The organism is Arthrobacter sp. ok909, from assembly GCF_900104405.1.
Taxonomy (GTDB): domain Bacteria; phylum Actinomycetota; class Actinomycetes; order Actinomycetales; family Micrococcaceae; genus Arthrobacter; species Arthrobacter humicola.
The window spans coordinates 72491-90101 of record NZ_FNJS01000014.1; the positions used below are offsets into that span (position 1 = coordinate 72491).

Annotated in this window: 16 protein-coding genes and 1 pseudogene; 8 read left to right on the forward strand and 9 right to left on the reverse strand. The window is 66.2% G+C overall.

What is annotated here, in order from left to right:
• The first annotated feature begins 10 nt into the window (after positions 1-10).
• A complete protein-coding gene (locus BLR03_RS12930) occupies positions 11-931 on the forward strand; it encodes a MurR/RpiR family transcriptional regulator (RefSeq protein WP_091253128.1) in 921 nt (306 codons plus the stop codon).
• A 130-nt stretch (positions 932-1061) separates the two neighbouring features.
• Here BLR03_RS12930 and BLR03_RS12935 read toward each other — a convergent pair whose 3' ends face one another.
• Positions 1062-1748, reverse strand: coding sequence for an HAD family hydrolase (locus BLR03_RS12935; RefSeq protein WP_302846589.1), 687 nt, complete (start codon positions 1746-1748; stop codon positions 1062-1064).
• A 380-nt stretch (positions 1749-2128) separates the two neighbouring features.
• On the opposite strand from BLR03_RS12935, the gene arfB reads away from it, so the two are divergent.
• The 3 genes and pseudogenes from arfB to BLR03_RS25315 all read left to right on the forward strand — a co-directional run bounded on the left by arfB (position 2129) and on the right by BLR03_RS25315 (position 2874).
• A complete protein-coding gene (gene arfB / locus BLR03_RS12940) occupies positions 2129-2551 on the forward strand; it encodes an alternative ribosome rescue aminoacyl-tRNA hydrolase ArfB (protein WP_091253130.1) in 423 nt (140 codons plus the stop codon).
• A 23-nt stretch (positions 2552-2574) separates the two neighbouring features.
• A pseudogene (locus BLR03_RS25310) lies at positions 2575-2682 on the forward strand (hypothetical protein); the annotation flags it as partial.
• Between the two features lie 27 nt (positions 2683-2709).
• Positions 2710-2874 carry a hypothetical protein gene (locus BLR03_RS25315; protein ID WP_368086967.1) on the forward strand — a complete coding sequence of 55 codons (165 nt, stop codon included), beginning with the start codon at positions 2710-2712 and terminating at the stop codon, positions 2872-2874.
• Positions 2875-2881: 7 nt separating this feature from the next.
• Here BLR03_RS25315 and BLR03_RS12950 read toward each other — a convergent pair whose 3' ends face one another.
• Positions 2882-3475, reverse strand: coding sequence for a DnaJ family domain-containing protein (locus tag BLR03_RS12950; protein WP_091253215.1), 594 nt, complete (start codon positions 3473-3475; stop codon positions 2882-2884).
• Positions 3476-3751: 276 nt separating this feature from the next.
• Between BLR03_RS12950 and BLR03_RS12955 the strand changes: the two genes are divergently transcribed.
• Complete coding sequence (locus BLR03_RS12955) at positions 3752-3985, forward strand: hypothetical protein (RefSeq protein WP_091253132.1); 234 nt, start codon at positions 3752-3754, stop codon at positions 3983-3985.
• Positions 3986-4201: 216 nt separating this feature from the next.
• Entirely contained in the window at positions 4202-6229 is a 2028-nt protein-coding gene (locus tag BLR03_RS12960) for a glycosyltransferase family 2 protein (protein ID WP_091253133.1), read from the forward strand.
• A 38-nt stretch (positions 6230-6267) separates the two neighbouring features.
• Here the strand turns inward: BLR03_RS12960 and BLR03_RS12965 are convergent, their stop codons facing one another.
• From BLR03_RS12965 to BLR03_RS12980, 4 genes are read right to left on the reverse strand one after another with little or no spacing between them, the layout of a single operon-like run.
• A complete protein-coding gene (locus BLR03_RS12965; RefSeq protein ID WP_091253135.1) occupies positions 6268-7158 on the reverse strand; it encodes an NAD(P)-dependent oxidoreductase in 891 nt (296 codons plus the stop codon).
• A gap of 18 nt (positions 7159-7176) precedes the next feature.
• Positions 7177-9117, reverse strand: coding sequence for a TRAP transporter large permease (locus BLR03_RS12970; protein WP_254788465.1), 1941 nt, complete (start codon positions 9115-9117; stop codon positions 7177-7179).
• Between the two features lie 59 nt (positions 9118-9176).
• Positions 9177-10211 (reverse strand): DctP family TRAP transporter solute-binding subunit, encoded by a 1035-nt coding sequence (locus BLR03_RS12975; protein ID WP_091253138.1) that lies wholly within the window; start codon positions 10209-10211, stop codon positions 9177-9179.
• A 60-nt stretch (positions 10212-10271) separates the two neighbouring features.
• Positions 10272-11627, reverse strand: a complete 1356-nt coding sequence (locus BLR03_RS12980) for an NAD(P)H-dependent oxidoreductase (protein WP_091253139.1) — start codon at positions 11625-11627, stop codon at positions 10272-10274.
• Between the two features lie 241 nt (positions 11628-11868).
• Between BLR03_RS12980 and BLR03_RS12985 the strand changes: the two genes are divergently transcribed.
• Complete coding sequence (locus tag BLR03_RS12985; RefSeq protein ID WP_091253141.1) at positions 11869-12903, forward strand: LacI family DNA-binding transcriptional regulator; 1035 nt, start codon at positions 11869-11871, stop codon at positions 12901-12903.
• 24 nt (positions 12904-12927) lie between these two features.
• Positions 12928-13239 (forward strand): putative quinol monooxygenase, encoded by a 312-nt coding sequence (locus tag BLR03_RS12990; protein WP_091253142.1) that lies wholly within the window; start codon positions 12928-12930, stop codon positions 13237-13239.
• 124 nt (positions 13240-13363) lie between these two features.
• Here the strand turns inward: BLR03_RS12990 and BLR03_RS12995 are convergent, their stop codons facing one another.
• The 3 genes from BLR03_RS12995 to BLR03_RS13005 form a co-directional block, all read right to left on the reverse strand.
• Positions 13364-14290, reverse strand: a complete 927-nt coding sequence (locus tag BLR03_RS12995; protein ID WP_091253144.1) for an MBL fold metallo-hydrolase — start codon at positions 14288-14290, stop codon at positions 13364-13366.
• A 9-nt stretch (positions 14291-14299) separates the two neighbouring features.
• Positions 14300-15988 carry a long-chain-fatty-acid--CoA ligase gene (locus BLR03_RS13000; protein ID WP_091253145.1) on the reverse strand — a complete coding sequence of 563 codons (1689 nt, stop codon included), beginning with the start codon at positions 15986-15988 and terminating at the stop codon, positions 14300-14302.
• Positions 15989-16062: 74 nt separating this feature from the next.
• Entirely contained in the window at positions 16063-17301 is a 1239-nt protein-coding gene (locus BLR03_RS13005; RefSeq protein ID WP_254788466.1) for an MFS transporter, read from the reverse strand.
• Between the last annotated feature and the right edge of the window lie 310 nt (positions 17302-17611).

Here is a 17611-nt window from a genome sequence, read left to right on the forward strand (position 1 = left end):
AGATTGCACAATGACGGAGACCTCTACAGGAGGCGGACTGCTGCACCGAATATCGGGGCGGTTGCCGTACCTGCCACCTTCGCTTCGTCTGGTAGCCGAGGCAGTGCTGAAGTCTCCCGAGCAGGCTCAGGCCATGACCATCACCGAACTCGCCCTCGCTGCCGGCGTCGGAGAATCGACTGTGTCCAGGTTCGTGAAAGAACTGGGCATCGATGGTTACAAATCCATGATGCTCGGTCTGGCCGAAGCTACCTTCATCTCCAAAGCTGCAAGCGGCGCACAGTCAACGAATTCGGAGGTCGTTTACGAAGGCGTCAACCGCGGAGACTCAACAGAAGATATCGCCGGGAAGGTCGAACGAAGCAGCATACAGTCCCTCAGACGGACCGCGAACCGACAAGATATTAAGTCCATCGAGCGCGCGGTCGACATCATCGACGCCTCCAACACCGTGATCTTCTGCTGCATGGGATCATCTAGCATCGCGGCTGAGGAAGCTGTCATGCGCTTCACCCGGGCCGGCAAGAAGTGCATGTTGTATCGGGACACGACGATCCAGGTCATGCTGGCGGCCATCATCGAGCCCGGAGATTTGCTGATCGGAATCAGCGACTCCGGCCAAAGCACCCCCATCATCGACGCGATGCACTTGGCCCAAAAACGCGGGGCGGCGACGATTGCCATCACCGGCACCGAGGGTTCCCCGCTGCACGAATACGCGGATGTTCTCTTATACACCGCCACTGTTCCCAGCGGCGGGGAACTCTACGGAGAGTCCGTGACGAGCAAATGGGGTCAGCTGCTCGTAATCGATATTCTGTACGCCGCCTACGCGAGCCGGCACTATGATGCCACCGTCGAACACCTCAGGCAGACGTACCAAGGCGCAATTCGCCAATCACGAAGCAGCCCCCCGATATCTCCACATTAGTTCGTAGGAACGCCTCGGACGACGGAAATGGATCGCAGACGGGAGTCTGCACTCATGCATTGTCGGCGTCTCGCAACTCGGGTGCGTGCCGGCACCAGGCCGGATCTTGAAGAGCCGCCAGGACCTTCTCTCAGGCCCAGCCCTTCACCCAGTTCAGAAGGTCGGATGCTTCCAGGGAGTCGCGCGTCAGGTCAGCCATTGGTTTCTGGTCCGGCGAAGCGGGTATTGCGATAACTTTCATCCCGGCGGAGCGCGCCGCCGAGGCCCCGGCCTCGGAGTCTTCGAAAGCCAAGCAATCCTCCGGATACAAATTCAGGGCGTCCACGGCGGCCAGATACACGTCCGGTTCCGGTTTCGGATTGGCGACTTCGTCGGCGGAAATCGTGACGCTGAACCCTCCGTCGAACGCGCCACGAAGCAGCGTCTGATCCAAGATGCGCCGGGCGGAATTACTGGCGACTGCCACCGGGACTCGCGAGGCGACTACCGCGACGAAGGATCGCGCGCCCGGCATCGGCACGGCAGATTGAGCCACCATGGCCATATTGACCTGCAGTAACTGTTCAACAACTAACCCCGGATCCTCTCCCGCACGAGAGGCAATCAACGGCCCTATGCGGCTGGCCGGGAGGCCAACGAGACGGTGCTGCAAGTCGGCGTCGAAGAGGACGCCATGGCTTTCGCTGACAAGACGCTGGGTTTGAATCCACAGGGATTCGGTATCCATCAGTAGCCCATCGCAGTCGAAAACCACTGCGCGGGGCTGCCAGTCGCCAAAAGTCCGTGGAAAATCTGAACGACCTGCCCGGCCGTACAGTGCGCGACGCGCGGCACTGACCGCCCCGTCGGGACGACGGCCGCACGCATCATCTAGCACCTAGAGATACTAACAAAATGCACCGCCGTGGGCCCATGACGGCTTCACAATTGCACTACTTACTCCGGCGTTTCGCCTCGCCGGAATGTCTCTTACCTTTGTTCCATCCGTGCCTGAACCCTGCGAATCGCGTCCGGGTCGGATTTCGAACGCCGACCATAAATTCCATGGCCCAGATGGCGTATGCCCGGGCCACATCGAATGACGGCATCGTTCTCTGGGAGGTCAGCGTACGGACGGGCACCCGCCTGAGACAGTTACGCTTGAGCCCCCGTGGGTGCGGGGCTCAGATTACACACATATCGTGCAACGCTAGGTGCATGGATCTGGAGGTATCGCCCGCGCTCACGATTCCCGCATCGGAACTCGGCTGGCGGTTCTCGCGTTCGTCCGGGCCGGGCGGCCAACACGTCAATACCTCGGACAGCCGCGTCGAACTCTCGTGGAACGTCGCCGCCTCGGCGGCGCTGTCGGAGGGCCAGCGGCTGAGGCTCGTCACGCGTCTTGGACCGCGGCTCATCGCCGGGGTGATCACCGTGACTGCCTCCGAGCGGCGCTCCCAGCTGCGCAACCGCGAGATCGCCCTGGCCAAGCTCGCCGCCCTCGTGGCCGAGGGCCTGGCCCCCGACGCTGCGCGCCGCCGGGCGACCAAACCGACCCGGGGCTCGAACCGTCGGCGCCTCGCCGCCAAGGAACAGCGGGCCGCGACGAAACGGCAACGAAGGCGGCCGTCCGCCGAATAACGGGGTCTCCCCCGTGCTCGTCGATTCCTACACCGACAACAGAGTGGGCCGACGCGCGCCGCCAGCTGGCCGGGTCGCAGCCGCCCACCGCGATTTTTGCGTTCAACGACCTCGCCTGCATTGGCGCGCTCTCGGCCGCCGCGGACCAGGGCCTCACGGTGCCGGGCGACCTCTCGCTGGTCGGCTACGACGCCGTGGGCCTGCGGGCGGGCGGGTTCATCCTCGAACGGCGGGAGAACCGGGATCTTCCGCAGCGGCTGCACCTCGTTCCGACGCAACTGCTGGTGCGGGGTTCCACCGGGCATCCCCCGGACAGCGCCTAGGCAGCGCCTAAGCGGAGCCGTTCCAGAGCCGCCGCCACCAGGACCGGGCCGGTTCCGGCTCGGGCGGGGCAGCGGCGGCCGCGGCAACCCGGCGCCCCCGCCAGCGGTCCAGTTCGACGTCGACGTCGCGCGTCCTGGTGATCACCGGCGGCCCGCCCTGAAGCTGCCGCCGGGCATCGATGACCCGGGCGTTGAAGTCCTCCACCATCTCCCGCACCTGCTTCTCACCGAACTGGGCATCGAGCCGGGCATCGAGTTCGGCGTCCTCGGTGCGGAGCAGGATCGCCTTCGGGCCCAGGCCGGAGATGTTCTCCCGCTGGATCAGGCCCTTGACCCACCAGTCGGGGTCGTACACCTCCCCCAGGCCCGGGATGGGCTTGCCGGCGTACTTGAGGTTGTCGAACTTGCCCTGCGCCATGGCGTCGCGGATCAGGTACTCGGCCTTGGCGGCGTCGTCAATCTTGGCCCGCTTCTGCCGGAGTTCCTCCTCCGCGGCGTTGAGCGCATCATTCTCCTGGGCGGTGCTGCCGGAGACCCGCACGCCACGAAGTTCCGCCGCGCGCTCCACCCGGCGCCGGAACGCGCTACTGGAACCGCTCACCCCGCTGCTCATCAGCCACCACCGTCCTCGCCTGCCGGAATCGCGGATCTGCCTTTCCAGTATGAGGAACACCCGGGCGGCGGCGAAAGGGTTGGCAGTCGGTTGGCTTCCCGGACTCCCTGCGCCCCCGGGCCCGCCCGCCCGCAGTCCAGCGCCGAGACGGGACCCTAACGCCCCCGTAACCCGGTGTTAACCCAACCGTGCAAGGCTGGGGGCTTCGGAAACGAAGCATCCTTCCCATCTTTCCCGCAGAACAGATCCCGAGGAGTTGCAGCCGTGAACAGCCAAGAGCGCCGTCCGTCCGGAAGCCCCCAGCCCGCCAGCAGTGAGGAAGGAACCCGGGACCTGAGCAGCACGCACGTCACGCATGTCCGGGAAGATGTGGCCCTCGCAGGACGGTGCGCCAATGTCCACTTGCCCACCGGGCGCACCTGCACGTTGCCCGTGCGCCATCCGGGCTCGTGCAATTTCGTCGGGCCCGGGGACGCGGACAACGTCGCCGTGCCCTAAGCCAATCCACCAAATCAATGCACTAAGTCGGCGCAGCAAACCGCAGCGCACGGGGCGCCTGCGCATCGGGTTCCGGCGCATTAACATGCCGTGGCGCCTCCCAAACAGCACTCCGGGCGCAGTTTTGTGCAAGTATTACCCCGGCCCCGGCGACATGGGGCACTCCGCGGCTACGATGATCGGACTTGAGCACCGGATCTAGCTGAGGGAGATCACGTGTCTCGTGAGGACCTACGGCAGCGCGCCGAAAGCGCATCGGCTGAGGGACTGTCGGCCGAGAAAACTTCCGCGGCGCCGCGGCCCGCACAACTTGATGCCACGGCGCTGACCCGCGCGGGCATTGCCGGCTGGGCTGCCAGGCTGGGACCTCCCGGGCCGGAGGCGCCCCGGTCCCGGCGGCTCGCCCATCTTGGCGGCTTTGCGGCCATCGCGGCCCTGGTCCTGTACCTGACGCGGCGTGTGCTGTTCACGATGCCGTCGGGGGAATGGAATCTGACCATCGCCTGGATCCTGGTCGCCTTCGAAGCCCTCCCGCTCGCCGGCCTCATCCTGAAGGCGTGGTCCGTGTGGAACATCGACAGCCATCCGCCGGCGCCGGTGACCGAGGCACCCAACGGCATGCGGGTGGCGGTCCTGATCCCCACGTACAACGAGCCCATCGAGGTTCTCACGCCCACGGTGGCCGCGGCCTGCGAGCTGGCCCCGGACCATGAGACCTGGGTCCTCGACGACGGCGACCGGCCCTGGGTTGAGCAAATGTGCGCCGCCTACGGCGCCCGCTATGTCCGCCGGGACGTCCACGACCACGCCAAGGCCGGCAACATGAACCACGCGCTGGGCCTGATGGCCGCGGAAAGAGCTGCGGGCGGCCCGGGCATCGACATCATCGCGGTGCTGGACTGCGACCACGTCCCGCTGCCCACCTTCCTCACCGCCACGCTGGGCTGGTTCGAGGACCCGGAGATCGCCCTGATCCAGGGTCCGCAGTCCTTCTACAACGGCGGCGCGTTCGACGACGACGGCATCACCGGCGAGCAGGGCACCTTCTTCAACGTCCTCATGGCCTCCCGCAACGTTCCCGGCGCCGGGCCCTTCTGGTGCGGGTCGACGTCGTTGTTGCGGATGAGCGCCCTGGAAGAGGTGGGCGGCGTGGCCACCGAAACCATCACCGAGGACATGCACACCACGCTCAAGCTCATCCGGCGCGGCTGGCGGACCGTGTACCACCACCAGACCCTCGCCGTCGGGCTGGCGCCGGCGACGCCGGACCAGTACCTGCTGCAGCGGCGGCGCTGGGGCATGGGCGCGATGCAGATCCTGGTCCACGAGAAACTGTGGGCGGCCAAGGGCTGGATGTCGTGGCGGAACTACCACGAGTACCTCAACGGAACACTGTGGTGGCTGGAGGGCATCGCCACACTGGTGGCCTTCCTGATTCCGGTGCTGATCATGCTGTCCGGAGCCCAGACCTCCACCGCCGCGCCGCTGCTGTTCGCCGGCGTCTTCGTGGTCATGTTCACCGTGCGGCTGTGGGGCTCCAAGCAGCTCATGCGCAACGAAATCCACTGGCCCACGGCCTTCGCCCTGCGGATCTTCCGTGTCCCGGTGGGCCTGGCGTGCCTCTGGTGGCTCATGTCCCGTAACGTCCTGGAGTTTCAGGTCACGCCCAAGGGTGCCGCCGATTCGCGGCTCCGCGGCCGGACGCCGCGCATCCTGGTCGTGATGGTTGTCCTCATCGCCGCGGTCATTCTGTACGCGGCGGCCGGGCTGGCCGGGCTGGTTCCCTGGCGGACGACGCCCGGTTCCACGGTGGCCTCGGGCGCCTGGCTCGTGCTTGCCGGCGTGGTCCTGGTCCTGGGCACCCGGCGGATCCGGGCCGCCGAATTCGCCACGTCCCGCCGCAACGCGCACCGGATTGAAGTGAAGGCGCCCGTGGAAGCCGAGGGTGTCCGCGGCGAGCTGCTGGACATCTCCGTCGGCGGCGCCGCGGTACGGTTCCCGCATGGAACGCTGCCGGCCTCGGGCCTGGTCACACTCCGGCTCCCCGAAGCCGCACCGGTCCAGCTGCAGGTCATCCGGGCCATCGAACAGCCGGGCGGATCCCAAACCGCGTCCCTGCGGGCGGCCGACGACGATTGGGCCGTCTACCGCGCCCTCTCGTTGTGGATCTTCCACACTCCCGCAGGGGCGCTGCCCGAATTCCCGCCGGGTGTTCCGGCCGCGGCGTCGCTCCGGGGCCGCTAAGGGTCGCGGGCCGTCCGGGGTAGGCCGCCGCCTCCGGGTCAGCCCCGGAGGCCGAGGTAGATGCCCGTGTGGTCCAGGTCGCCGCGGCCCGCGGAGACCATCGCCTGGAACGCAGTCAGGAGACTTCCGGCCACGGGCAACGTCAGTCCGGCCTGCGTTGCGACCTCCGAGATGAATCCGAGGTCCTTGAGCTGGTTCTTGGCAGATCCGCCGCCCTCGAAGTCGGCGTCGATCCATCGCTGCCCTTTTTGCCGGAGCACTTCCGAATTGGCGAGCCCGCCGGACAGCACGGATTGTACTTTTTCAAGGTCCAGGCCGGTGGAGCTTGCCAGGGCCATGGCTTCTGACAGGGCGGTGACGGTGGCGGCAACGACGATCTGGTTGCACGCCTTGACCGTCGATCCCGCACCGGTGTCGCCGAACCACACGACTGTCGCGCTGTACAGCCGGAAGAGCGGTTCGAGTTGCTCGACGACCGCGCGGGGCCCGCCAATCATGGTGCTCAGCCGGCCTTCTTCGGCGCCGATGGTGCCGCCGCTGAGGGGTGCGTCGATGACGGTCACGCCGTGGGCGCGCCGGCACTCGGCGGCGAACTCCGCGATGGCGACGGGTGACACCGTGCCGTGAATCACGAGGATTGGATGCTCTATGCCGGCGGTCTTCCACCCTGCGAGCAGCCCGTCTTCACCATGAAGAAGAGCTGCAACCTGGGGCAGGTCCGGGAGCACGGTCAGCACCACCTCGCTGGCCGCTTCCGCCGGGGAGGCGGCAACCCGGCCGCCGGCGATGGCCTCGGCCCTGTGCACAGTGCGGTTCCACAGCGTCAGGGGCACGGCTCTGGCGATGATGTTCCGGGCGATCGGGGCGCCCATGGGACCTGTTCCCAGCAGGGCCACTGACGTGGGCAGTCCGGAGGAAGAAACGTTCATTGTTTGCGGTCTCTCGACTTAGGAGGGAATGAGTCCCGCGAGGGCGGGAAGGAACGTGCTGAACCAGGGAACCGCGGCCAGCACGAGGAGCCCGATGAACAGGGCCGCCAGGTAGGGCCAGAAGTGCTTGAGGCTGTTTTCCACGGTTTCGCGGGCGGTGGCACAGGCGACGTAGAAGCCGACGCCGGCCGGAGGAGCGAAGGACCCGATGCCCATGGAGATGATGAGGACCATGGCGTACTGCACCGGGTTGACGCCGAAGTCGGTGGCGATCGGCAGCAGCAGCGGGGCAAAGATGAGTACTGCCGGCAGGCCCTCGAGCAGCTGGCCCATGATGATGAGCAGGATCACTGTGAACAGCATGAACAGGACCGGGGAGTCGCCGAGTCCGGACATGAGGTCGTGGATCTGCTGCGAGACGCCGGCGAGTGCGAGGGTCTGGGCCAGGGGCGAGGCCGCGGCGATGATGAAGAGCACCATGCCCGCCGTCGTCGTCGTTTCACGCAAGGTGTCACCGAGGAGTTTCTTGCTGCCGCGGCGGTAGGCGGCGGCCAGGACGAACGCGTAGGCCACTGCGACCGAGGAGACTTCCGTCGGTGTCGCGAAACCGGTGAGGATGCCCGCCACCATGCCGACCGGCAGGAGCAGGGTTGGCAGCGCGAAGAATGACGCCGAGCCGCGTGCGCGCCAGGTGGCCTTGGGGCTGGCGACGCCACCCTGCTTGCGGGCCCGCAGGAACACGAGGCCCATGACGACGAGCGCAAGGAACGCCGCGGGAATGAAGCCGGCCAGGAACAGGGTGGTGGTGGAGATGGTCGTGATGGAACCGAGAACGAGCAACACGATGCTGGGCGGGATGGTTTCGCCCATGATGGCCGACGCCGACAGGACGGCGACCACCTCGCCGCGCGGGTATTTGCGTTCCTCCAGCATGCCGCGCATCGTGGTGCCCACGGCGGCGACGTCGGCGACTTTGGATCCGGAGATGCCGGAGAAGATGTACATGGTGACGACGACGACCTGCAGCAGGCCGCCGCGCAGGTGGCCGATGAGCGCGTCAACGAGTTTGGCCAGGGGCAGGGTGAGGCCGGCGGAGTTCATGACCGTGCCGGCGAGGATGAAGAAGGGGATCGCCAGCAGCACGAACCCCTTGGCCCCGGAGGCCATGCCGATCGGGATGGCGCTGACATCGGAAATGCCGCCGAGGTAGAGGTAGATTCCGGACGCCAGTGCCAGGACAAAGGCGATCGGGAGGCCCAGGAAGAGCAGCAGGAACAGCACTGCGAGCACCACGCCGAGGAGGACGTTCGGCGATGCGTAGTAGAAAAGGGGCGGGGCCAGGAGAACGACGGCGACCATCGCCGCGGCGATCCCGGCGGCAACCAGAACGGGACGGCGTTCCTGCCGCCAGAGCTTGACGAGGGCGAACCATGCGATGAGCACCATGCCGGCAGAGAAAGGCAGCGAAACCCAGAACACGGGTAGCTGCAGGATCGGCGTCTTTTCGTCGATCTGCTGGGCTAGGGTCGGCACGAAGAGGGCGAACGCGCCGGCGCTCATGATGAAGACGAGCCAGTCGACCAGGGCGGCCAGATAGGGCTTCCACCCCGCGGGCAGGCGCATGATCAGTGCCTGCACCGACATGTGGGCACCCTTGGGATAGGCGATCGCTCCGCCGATGAAGGCAATGGTCAGGAGTGCTATCTCCGATACTTCCTGGGTCCAGAGCACGGAGTCGCCGGTGACGACGCGGACCGTGATGTTCAGCAGGATGACCAGGAGCTCTGCGAGGATCGCCGCGCCCACGATCCACTCCAGTGTTCTGTCGAACCAGAGTCCCCCGCTCCAGCGCGACGCGACGTGACCGTGGTGCAGGATCTCTTCCGCGTCAGACGGAAGGACCTCCTCGAGTTCCTCGGGGGCGAGGGCGTGTTTCATGTTCTTCCAGACTGTCGACATTGAGAGCGGGAGGGTGGGCAGGGGCGGGAAGCCGGGAAGACGCTCCCGCCCCTGCGGGACTAGCTAGAGGTGGTGAAGGCGATCGCCTGATCGAAGAATTCCTTGCCGATGAGCTGGGAAAACTCCGGATACAGGCTCTTGGAGGCGGCCTTGAACTCCTCAAGGCCGGTGGCAGTGATCTCGTTGGCTTTCATGCCCTTGGCAGCGAGTTCGTCCAGCTGCTTCTTGGACTGTTCGGCGTCGTAACCGGTCTTGAACGTTGCGGTTTCCGCCGACGCGTCGGTGAGAGCCTTCTGCTGGTCGGCGCTGAGCGACCCCCATTTCTTCGAAGAAAGAGCCAAGACCCAGGCGTCGTTGATGTGGTTGGTCAGCGACACATATTTCTGCACCTCGGAGAACTTGTTGGTCCAAGGCACTTCAATCGGGTTTTCCTGCCCGTCGATCGTTCCGGTCTGGAGACCGGTGAAGACCTCGGAGAAGGCCATGGTGGTGGGGCTGGCGCCCAGCTTGCCGAAGAAGTCGGTCCAGAGAGTATTGCCGGGTACCCGGATTTTCAGGCCCTTCAGGTCCGCGGGCTTCTCGATGGGACGGACCGAGTTTGTGATCTCGCGGCCGGTCCGGGTCAGGAAGCTCAAGGCGACGGTGTCCTTCTTGGCCAGCTTGTCCTTCAGGGCCTGGCCGGGCTTGCCGTCAAGGAAGGCCGCTTCCTCCTTAGTGTCCTTGAACAGGTACGGGATGCTGATGGCATTCATTTCCGGCACCACCGAGGCATACACCGAGGTGGACAGGATCAGGGCGTCCAGGGAACCGCCCTGCAGCCTGGTCACGGCGGCGTTCTGGTCCCCGCTGAAGCTTGTGCCGTTAGGAACCACCGTGACGGCGACGGAACCGTTGGACGTCTTCTTGACCTGGTCGGCGAAGTGCTGGGCCGAGACTCCCACAGAGGATGTGAGCGGGTCCGGAATCGACAACTGGATCTTGGCGACCGGTCCGGCCTGCCCTCCGCCGGATGCTCCGGCGGCACAGCCGGCAAGGACGGAGGCTGCCAGGCTGCAGGCCAGGACTCCGGTGATGGCGCGGGTCTTCGTATTCATGCGATGCCTTTCTTCATTGGAAGGATGTGATCCGGAGTACGGAAGTAATCAGGGAGTGAGTCAGGCCCCTACGGCGGCGGTTTCGGCGATGAACGCCTCTGTTTCGCGGCGCAGCTCGAGAGCCTGGGACAGGGAGTCATCAATGATGACATCGTCCCAGCCGACAATGTCGCCCTTGGCGACGTCGTTACGCAGTTCGACGTGGTGGGCCAGCGCAACCGGGAGGGCGCCGGTGGCGACAGAGTGCTTAGCCGAAACGAGCTTGCCCCAGACGGTGAAGCCGCCTTCGCCGTCGAGGAATTCGCCGGCCTTGAGGTCCTTCTTCGCCGTCGCGACGACGTCACCGAAGAATCCGATGGGCGAACCCGTGGCAATCCCACGGAGGGCGGCGTTGGCGATGGAGACGTTGAGTTCGAGGCCGACGTAGTGGTACGGGCGGTACAGGGCCGCGTACTGGCCGGTGGGGTCAGGGTGCCAGGGGTACTCGTTAAAGCAGCCGGAAACGTAGCCGTTCGTGGCTTTCACGACGACGAAGACACCCTCCTGGGTGTTGTGGCTGATCCAGCTGCCGTCACGGTTGACGCTGGACATGACATCGACGCTTCCCTCGTGGGCCAGTGCCCCGCCGACGTCGCTGGGGCGGCAGATCGTGGCGATTTCCTCGACGTTGCCCGGCGTGAAGCTCAGTCCCGAGTCGGACGGTTCGAGCCCGGCGCCGTTGGCCACGGCGGCCATTTCGATTGCCGCCTTGGTTCCGTCCCGGAAGGACGTGTGCATGTAGGGGTTCAGCTGCCCGGAGTCGGTGAGCTCCTTCGAGAATTCCCAGTTTTCCCAGACGTTGTCGGGGTTCATTTCGTGATAGTGCTCAAGGTACTTGGCGCCCTTGCCGGCACAGACCACGTCAAACCCGCTGGTGCGGGCCCAGTCCACGAGCTCCATGATGAGGGCGGGCTGGTCGCCGTAGGCCATCGAATAGACGACGCCGGCGGCTTCGGCCCGTTTGGCCAGGGCGGGGCCTGCCAGGGCATCGGCCTCGACCGTCACCATGATGATGTGCTTCCTGGTTTCAATGGCGCGGAGCGCGTGCTTGATCCCCACGATCGGGTTGCCGGTGGCTTCGACGATCACGTCGATGTCGACGTCGAACAGCTCGTCCGCGTTGGCAACAATCGCCGTCGTGCGGTTTGTGAGCGCCGTGGCGATGTCGGGGGCGATCTGCTCGGTGGGCCAGTCGACCAGCGCGAAGGCGCCTTCGGCGCGTTTGACGTTGATGTCCGCGATGGCGACGACGTGGATGCCGGGGATGTTGTTGGCCTGGGCAAGGTACATGGTGCCGTAGCGGCCGGCGCCGATCAGGCCGACCCGGATGGGGCGGCCTTTCTGTTCACGGTCGGTGAGGAGTTTGTGAAGATTCACTGGAGTCTCTCTGGTAGGAGGTGCGAAGCGAAGAGACACCCTGCCGCCGTAGCGGATGGCACAACTTCTTTGTCGCGGTTCGGCTTGAAATTTACCCGAAGTGGAACCGGTTCCACTTTTGTACCACCCGGTGCTAAGCTGTGTCAACGGATCCAAACGAAACGTCTTCCGCCAGCTCATGGCGTTCGAACGGAGACGCTGTGTACGAACTACTGCCTAGGATTTCCCTCAAGGAGGAGCGGTGAAGAAGGCCCCAACCATTCGCGATGTCGCGGCGGCTGCGGGAGTCTCGGTCTCGGTCGTGTCCCGGGTACTGAACCCGGATTCCGGGCCCGTTGCACCAGCAAAGCGACAGGAAGTCGTCCGGGTCATCGACGAGCTGGGCTACCGCCCCCGGGCGGCGGCCCGCGAGCTCAGCGGGGGCCATGCCCTCACGATCGGGCTCGTGGTCACCGACCTTTCCAACCCGTTCTTCGCCCGCCTGGCCGACCGCATCGTCTGGGAGGCCCGCAGCCACGGCGTGCAGGTTGTTCTGATGACCACCCAGGAGGATCCGCACCTGGAGGCGGAATCGCTGGACACCCTGCTGGACCGGTCCGTCAGCGGCGTCATTGCCACTCCCACAGGCGGCAACATTGAGAAATGGGCGCGCCTGCAGGACCTCGGCGTGAATGTGGTGTTCGTTGACCGCACCATCGAGGAACTCGGCAACGTCGACGTCGTCAGCATTGAAAACTTTGACTCCGCCCGGCGCTCCACCGAGTACCTGATCGGCCTCGGCCATACCCGGATCGCCCTCGTTACGGGGCCACTGAGCACGTCAACGGGCCGCGCCAGGATCAGCGGTTACCGGGCGGCGCACGAGGCCGCTTCGCTGCCGGTTGACCCCCTGCTCATCCGCGACGTCCCCTTCCGCGGGGATGCCGGCGGCGATGCCGTCGGTTCCCTTCTTGCCATGCCGCAGCCGCCCACGGCCCTCATCGTCGCCAACACGGCCCAGGTGCAGAGCTCGGTGCGGCGGCTTGTTCAGAAGGGAGTCCGCATTCCCGAGGACCTCTCGGTGATCGTCTTCGATGACAATCCGTGGACACAACTGATGACCCCGCCGCTGAGCGTGATCCGGCAGCCGCTGGACATGCTCGCCGTCCATGCGCTCGAACTCGTGCTTGGACGCATGCAGGGCAAGCTGCCGGAAGGGCCCCGGCTTATTGAGGTCAAGGCCGACTTTCTGCCGCGCAACAGCTGTGCCCCGCTCGCCCAGACCGCTACCCGCTAATAACCACATCGCAAAGGAAGAACCATGCCCGTCGTCGTCACAGCAACGTTTACACCCAAAGAAGGATCCTTTGACCAGGTGGTCGAGGCCCTGTCCCCGGCCATTGCAGAGGTCCACGAGGAACCCGGCTGCCTCCTCTACGCCATTCACGAATCTCCCAACGGCCAGATCCTCATGATCGAGAAGTGGGAGTCCGCTGAACTGCTCGACGCCCACGGCGCCGGCGGCCCGGTTCAACGGCTGAACGCCTCCCTGCAAGGCCTCCTGCAGGGGCCGGTCGACGTGATGCGCCACGAGCCGATCCCCGCCGGAACCCCGGGCCAGGGCGCTCTCTAGGAGCCGTCCCCGTCCATTCCGCGCCTCGAGTGGGCATTTCGCGGCCATGTTCTTCACGATCATCGCCGCGAAGTGCCCACTCGCGTCGGCGTAGTTGACGTTGAGGGCCGACGCGGCGACCGCCTCACTCCCCCTCGACGCAGAGGATGAAACCGGGAGACACGTGCCGGCCGGGGCGTCCACCGGCCTCGTCGATGGCCCGGCGGATCTCCCGGAGGTCGTCGACGCTCATCTGCAGCGGCGGTTCGTCCGGCTGGTATGTGGTGTAGATGGGGTAGTCAACGCCGGGTTCCCGCGACATCTCGATATGGCAGCCCAGGACGTGCGTGACGGGACGGGTGCTGCAGAATCCGATCAGCCGGTCGATGGTGCGGACAAACGCGGGCCAGTCCTGGATGTACAGCCGGCCGGGATATACCGTGTCGCCGGTGAGCAGGAAGCCGGTGTACCGATCGTAGAACGTGACGGCCGCGTTGTGGTGCCCCGGGCTCGGCCAGCATTCCAGGACGCGTCCGCCCAGATCCACGTGCGCCGACTCAACGGTGCCGCCGCCGTCCGATTCGCCGTCGCCGCCGTCCGAGCCGCCGCCGCCGTCAGGGTTGTCAGTGAACCCGAAGAATTCCCACGCACTGTCCCGGGCCGCGTCCACCAGAACGGTGTCGGGGCGCCCTGCGAACTGGGCATCCCCGGCGACATGATCGCCGTGCGGATGGGTGTGGAGGACGAGTAGCTGGTAACCGACACGGGGATGCGCGGCAAGCCAGGCGTCCATGAGCCCGTCGACAATGCGGCGCAGGGGGAAGAAGTCCGCGGACACGGTGGCGCCGGTATCGATGAGCACGGCGCGGGCGTGGCCGAACAGCAGGAACATGAACGGCGCCTCGTAATTGACCGCCATGTTCTGACGCAGGATGAACGTATGTTCGTCGTAGGCGTGGACCTGGATGTCCGGGTCCGTGTTGTGCTTCGCGGACTCGGATCCGTGGATCCAGGCCGCCTCCAGATCACCGGGGCGCGGGACGCCTGCGGTGAAGTCGGTCTCAGCGTGCATTCGTCTTCCTCACAGCTCCGGCAGAACTTGCTCACGCACCTGCTTGCGGAGGATCTTCCCCAGCATCGAACGGGGCATATCGCCGATCGCCACGATCCGTTTGGGGACCTTGTAACCGGCGAGGTGCTCTCGGCAGTACGCGCGCAGCGCCTCCTCGTCGAGGTCGGCACCCGGAGCGAGTTCGACGGCGGCGACCACCATCTCACCGCCGCGCTCCAGCGGCTTGCCAATCACGGCGGCGTCGGCGACGTCCGGGTGCAGCCGCAGCGCGGCCTCCACTTCGGTGGGCGAGACGTTGAAGCCGCCGGTGATGATGAGTTCCTTGGCCCGGTCCACGATTTTGGTGAAGCCGTCGGCGTCCACGGTGACGACGTCTCCGGTGCGCAGCCAGCCTTCGGGCGTGAAGGCTTTCGCGGTTTCTTCGGGGTTGTTCCAATAGCCCTGGAAGACCTGCGGACCCTTGATCAGCAACTCCCCCGGCTGGCCCTGCGGCACCTCAACGGCCGGGTCTTCGATGTCCACCACCTTCATGAGCGTGGACGGGAAGGGCACGCCGATGGTTCCGGTGCGCCGGGTGGGGAAGAACGGGTTGCCCATGGCCACCGGCGAGGACTCGGTCATCCCGTAGCCCTCCACGAGCAACCCACCGGAGACGGATTCCCACAGCTCTACGACGTGGTCGGGCAGGTTCATGGCGCCGGAAATGCAGTATTTGCAGGACCGCAGCGAGATGCCCTTTTCCTTCGCAGCCATCGCCGTGCGCTCGTAGATGGGCGGGACGGCGCAGTAGACGGTGGCGGGCGACTTCTTCATGGCGGCAAGGATCAGATTCGGGTCGAACTTCGGGAAGAGGACCAGCAGGCCCTGCTTGCGGATGCCGTAGGTGAGGTAGAGCGTCATGCCGAAGGCGTGGAACATCGGCAGGATCGCGTAGAACACCTCTTTGCGGTACTCCGCGCCATGCATCCAGGCCTCGCCCTGCAGCGCGTTGGAGTACAGGTTGAAATGGGTCAGCATGGCACCCTTGGGCCGGCCGGTGGTGCCCGAGGTGTACTGGATCGCCGCGAGGTCGCCCACGGAGGGCCGCGGGTGCGCGGGGTCAATCCGGCCGTGGGCGAGGATCTCCTTCCACGGCGTGGTGCCGGGCGTCGGCGCGGTCAGCGAGGCCCGCGTTTCGCGCAGTTTCTTCACCGGCAGGTGCAACGCGAGGCGCTTGACGGCGGGGAACGCCTCGAGCAGGTTGACGGAGACGATGTGATCGATTTCGACGTCGTCCGGGAAGTCCCGCACCGCCGCCGCGGCCTTGTCCCACGCGATCACGATCCGCGCCTGGTGGTGCTCAAACTGGTGGCGCAGTTCCCCGGGGGTGTACAGGGGGTTGTGTTCGACGACGACCGCGCCCAGGCGCAGCACGGCGTAGAACGCAACGACGTGCTGCGGGCAGTTCGGCAGGATCAGAGCCACCCGGTCGCCCGCGCGGACGCCGAGGCGGCGCAGGCCCTCGGCGGCCCGGTTCACCTGTTCGCCGAGGTCGGAGTAGCTGGTGCGGCGGCCGAAGAACTCCAGTGCCGGCGCGCTCCCCGCCTCGGCCACGGACCGCTCCAGCATGTCCACGAGCGACTCCGTGGGCAGTTCGATCTCCGCCGGGACGCCCGGCTGGTAATTCTTCACCCAGGGCTGCTGGTCTGTTTTCGCCATGGCCCCATCATTTCCCGAAGTTCCGGCCGGAGCGAATTCGGGCGCGGGGGCCGACGGCGGGTGCCGGCTGATGCTCAGGCCGGTACGCTTTGGACGGCCTCCGGGTCCGGTACGGCGGCCTTGGTCGTCCGGGTCAGCGCGATGGCTGCAAGTGCCACGACGGCGAGCGCGGCGCAGGCCGCGAAGACTCCCTGGTATCCGAGCGCGGTCATGGATCCGAAGGCGATGATCGGGCCGGAGACGATCGCACCGACGCGCCTGGTGTTCATGTAGAGGCCCGAGGCCAGCCCCGGGCGCGGAATGATCTGCTGAAACAGGGTCAGGCCCACTCCGGCCACAATCGCAAAGAACCAGGCATTGAGGATCTGGAGCGCGATGAGGCCCACGGGGTCCGCGACGAAGGCCATCGCGGCGTAGTACGCAATCCCGGCGAAACAGCCTGAGGTGATGAGGGCACGGCTGGAGAACCGCGCGCTCAGCCGCCCGATGACAAGCAATGCGGGAATCTCAAGCGCGGCGGAAACGCCCAGCGCGATACCCGCCCAGAGGACGTCCAGGCCAAGCCGACCGGTCACGAAGAGACCCATGACGGACACTGCGGCACTGTTGGTGGCCTGCAAAGCGATGAACGCGAGGACGACGGCGGCGAGGCCTACCCTGGACAGCGACGGCCCGTCGTCGTCCGGGGTTGACGGGCCTGTCGAGTCGCTGACCGTCTGCGGTTTCCGGCGGATCATGGCCGCGGTGGTGGCAATGTTGAGCACGGCCACCGCTGCGAGGGCCAGCAGGATCGCCCGGTTGCCCAGCGTACCCATGATGAGCGTTGCCAGCGGCGGCCCGGCCACCCACGCGACGGAGACGACGGCCCGGGTTTTCATGACGTCCGCCCGCGGCGCCCCCGAATGCTTGAGGTGCGCGAAGAGTAGCGAGACGCCGACTCCCGCCGGGCCGCCGAGGGCGATCAAGCCGACGACGGCGACCGGGAGCGAGGTAGTGCCGGCCAGCACGCCGGCGAGCACAAGGGTCAGGCCGGCGCAGACCAGGAGGGGCCGCAAATAGTTGTTCATGCGGTCGGCATATGCGGGCACCAGCAGGGCAGCGACAAACCCGCCGGCGTTGTACACGGCAAGAACCCACCCCACGTCCGCGGGGGTGGCGTCATACAGCGCGACCAGCAGGAGCGCCAGCGCGGGGTTCAGGAAGGCGAACTGCAACCCCCAGAGCAGTGCCGCCGAGGACACCAGCAGGCGCGGGGGCTGCGAGGCCCGTGTCGTTTCCTCGAGTCTGGGGCCGCCGCTCTGACGCATGCTCATGTCCGTGGTCTCCTGTCAGGTCGCGGGTGCCGCAGGCCCCGGGCGCTTGCCCTTGCCGTCGTTCGGCCGGGCGTGAGCTGCTCCGCCGGACGACGGCCGCACCCACGTCCCCAAGGCTAAGCGCGTCACTTATGGCCCGGGAGTCACTGCCAGTACCCCCATCGGCTGGACCGCAGAAGGGCCAAACCCCATCGATTGCTCCGTAGACGCCCTTTTGAGGAGTCATAACGGCAGTTCTGGAGCAGCGGATGGAGCTGCCAGGAGACGCGCAACAGCCGGACCCCGCCCCACCTTGGTCCTTGGACCTAAA

Bases quoted from the DNA above. Each gene is read 5' to 3' on its own strand.
- BLR03_RS12930 (WP_091253128.1), top strand. From the start codon at position 11: ATGACGGAGACCTCTACAGGAGGCGGACTGCTGCACCGAATATCGGGG.
- arfB (WP_091253130.1), top strand. From the start codon at position 2,129: ATGGATCTGGAGGTATCGCCCGCGCTCACGATTCCCGCATCGGAACTC.
- BLR03_RS12965 (WP_091253135.1), bottom strand. From the start codon at position 7,158: ATGAACGTTTCTTCCTCCGGACTGCCCACGTCAGTGGCCCTGCTGGGA.
- BLR03_RS12970 (WP_254788465.1), bottom strand. From the start codon at position 9,117: ATGTCGACAGTCTGGAAGAACATGAAACACGCCCTCGCCCCCGAGGAA.
- BLR03_RS12975 (WP_091253138.1), bottom strand. From the start codon at position 10,211: ATGAATACGAAGACCCGCGCCATCACCGGAGTCCTGGCCTGCAGCCTG.
- BLR03_RS12990 (WP_091253142.1), top strand. From the start codon at position 12,928: ATGCCCGTCGTCGTCACAGCAACGTTTACACCCAAAGAAGGATCCTTT.
- BLR03_RS12995 (WP_091253144.1), bottom strand. From the start codon at position 14,290: ATGCACGCTGAGACCGACTTCACCGCAGGCGTCCCGCGCCCCGGTGAT.
- BLR03_RS13000 (WP_091253145.1), bottom strand. From the start codon at position 15,988: ATGGCGAAAACAGACCAGCAGCCCTGGGTGAAGAATTACCAGCCGGGC.
- BLR03_RS13005 (WP_254788466.1), bottom strand. From the start codon at position 17,301: ATGAGCATGCGTCAGAGCGGCGGCCCCAGACTCGAGGAAACGACACGG.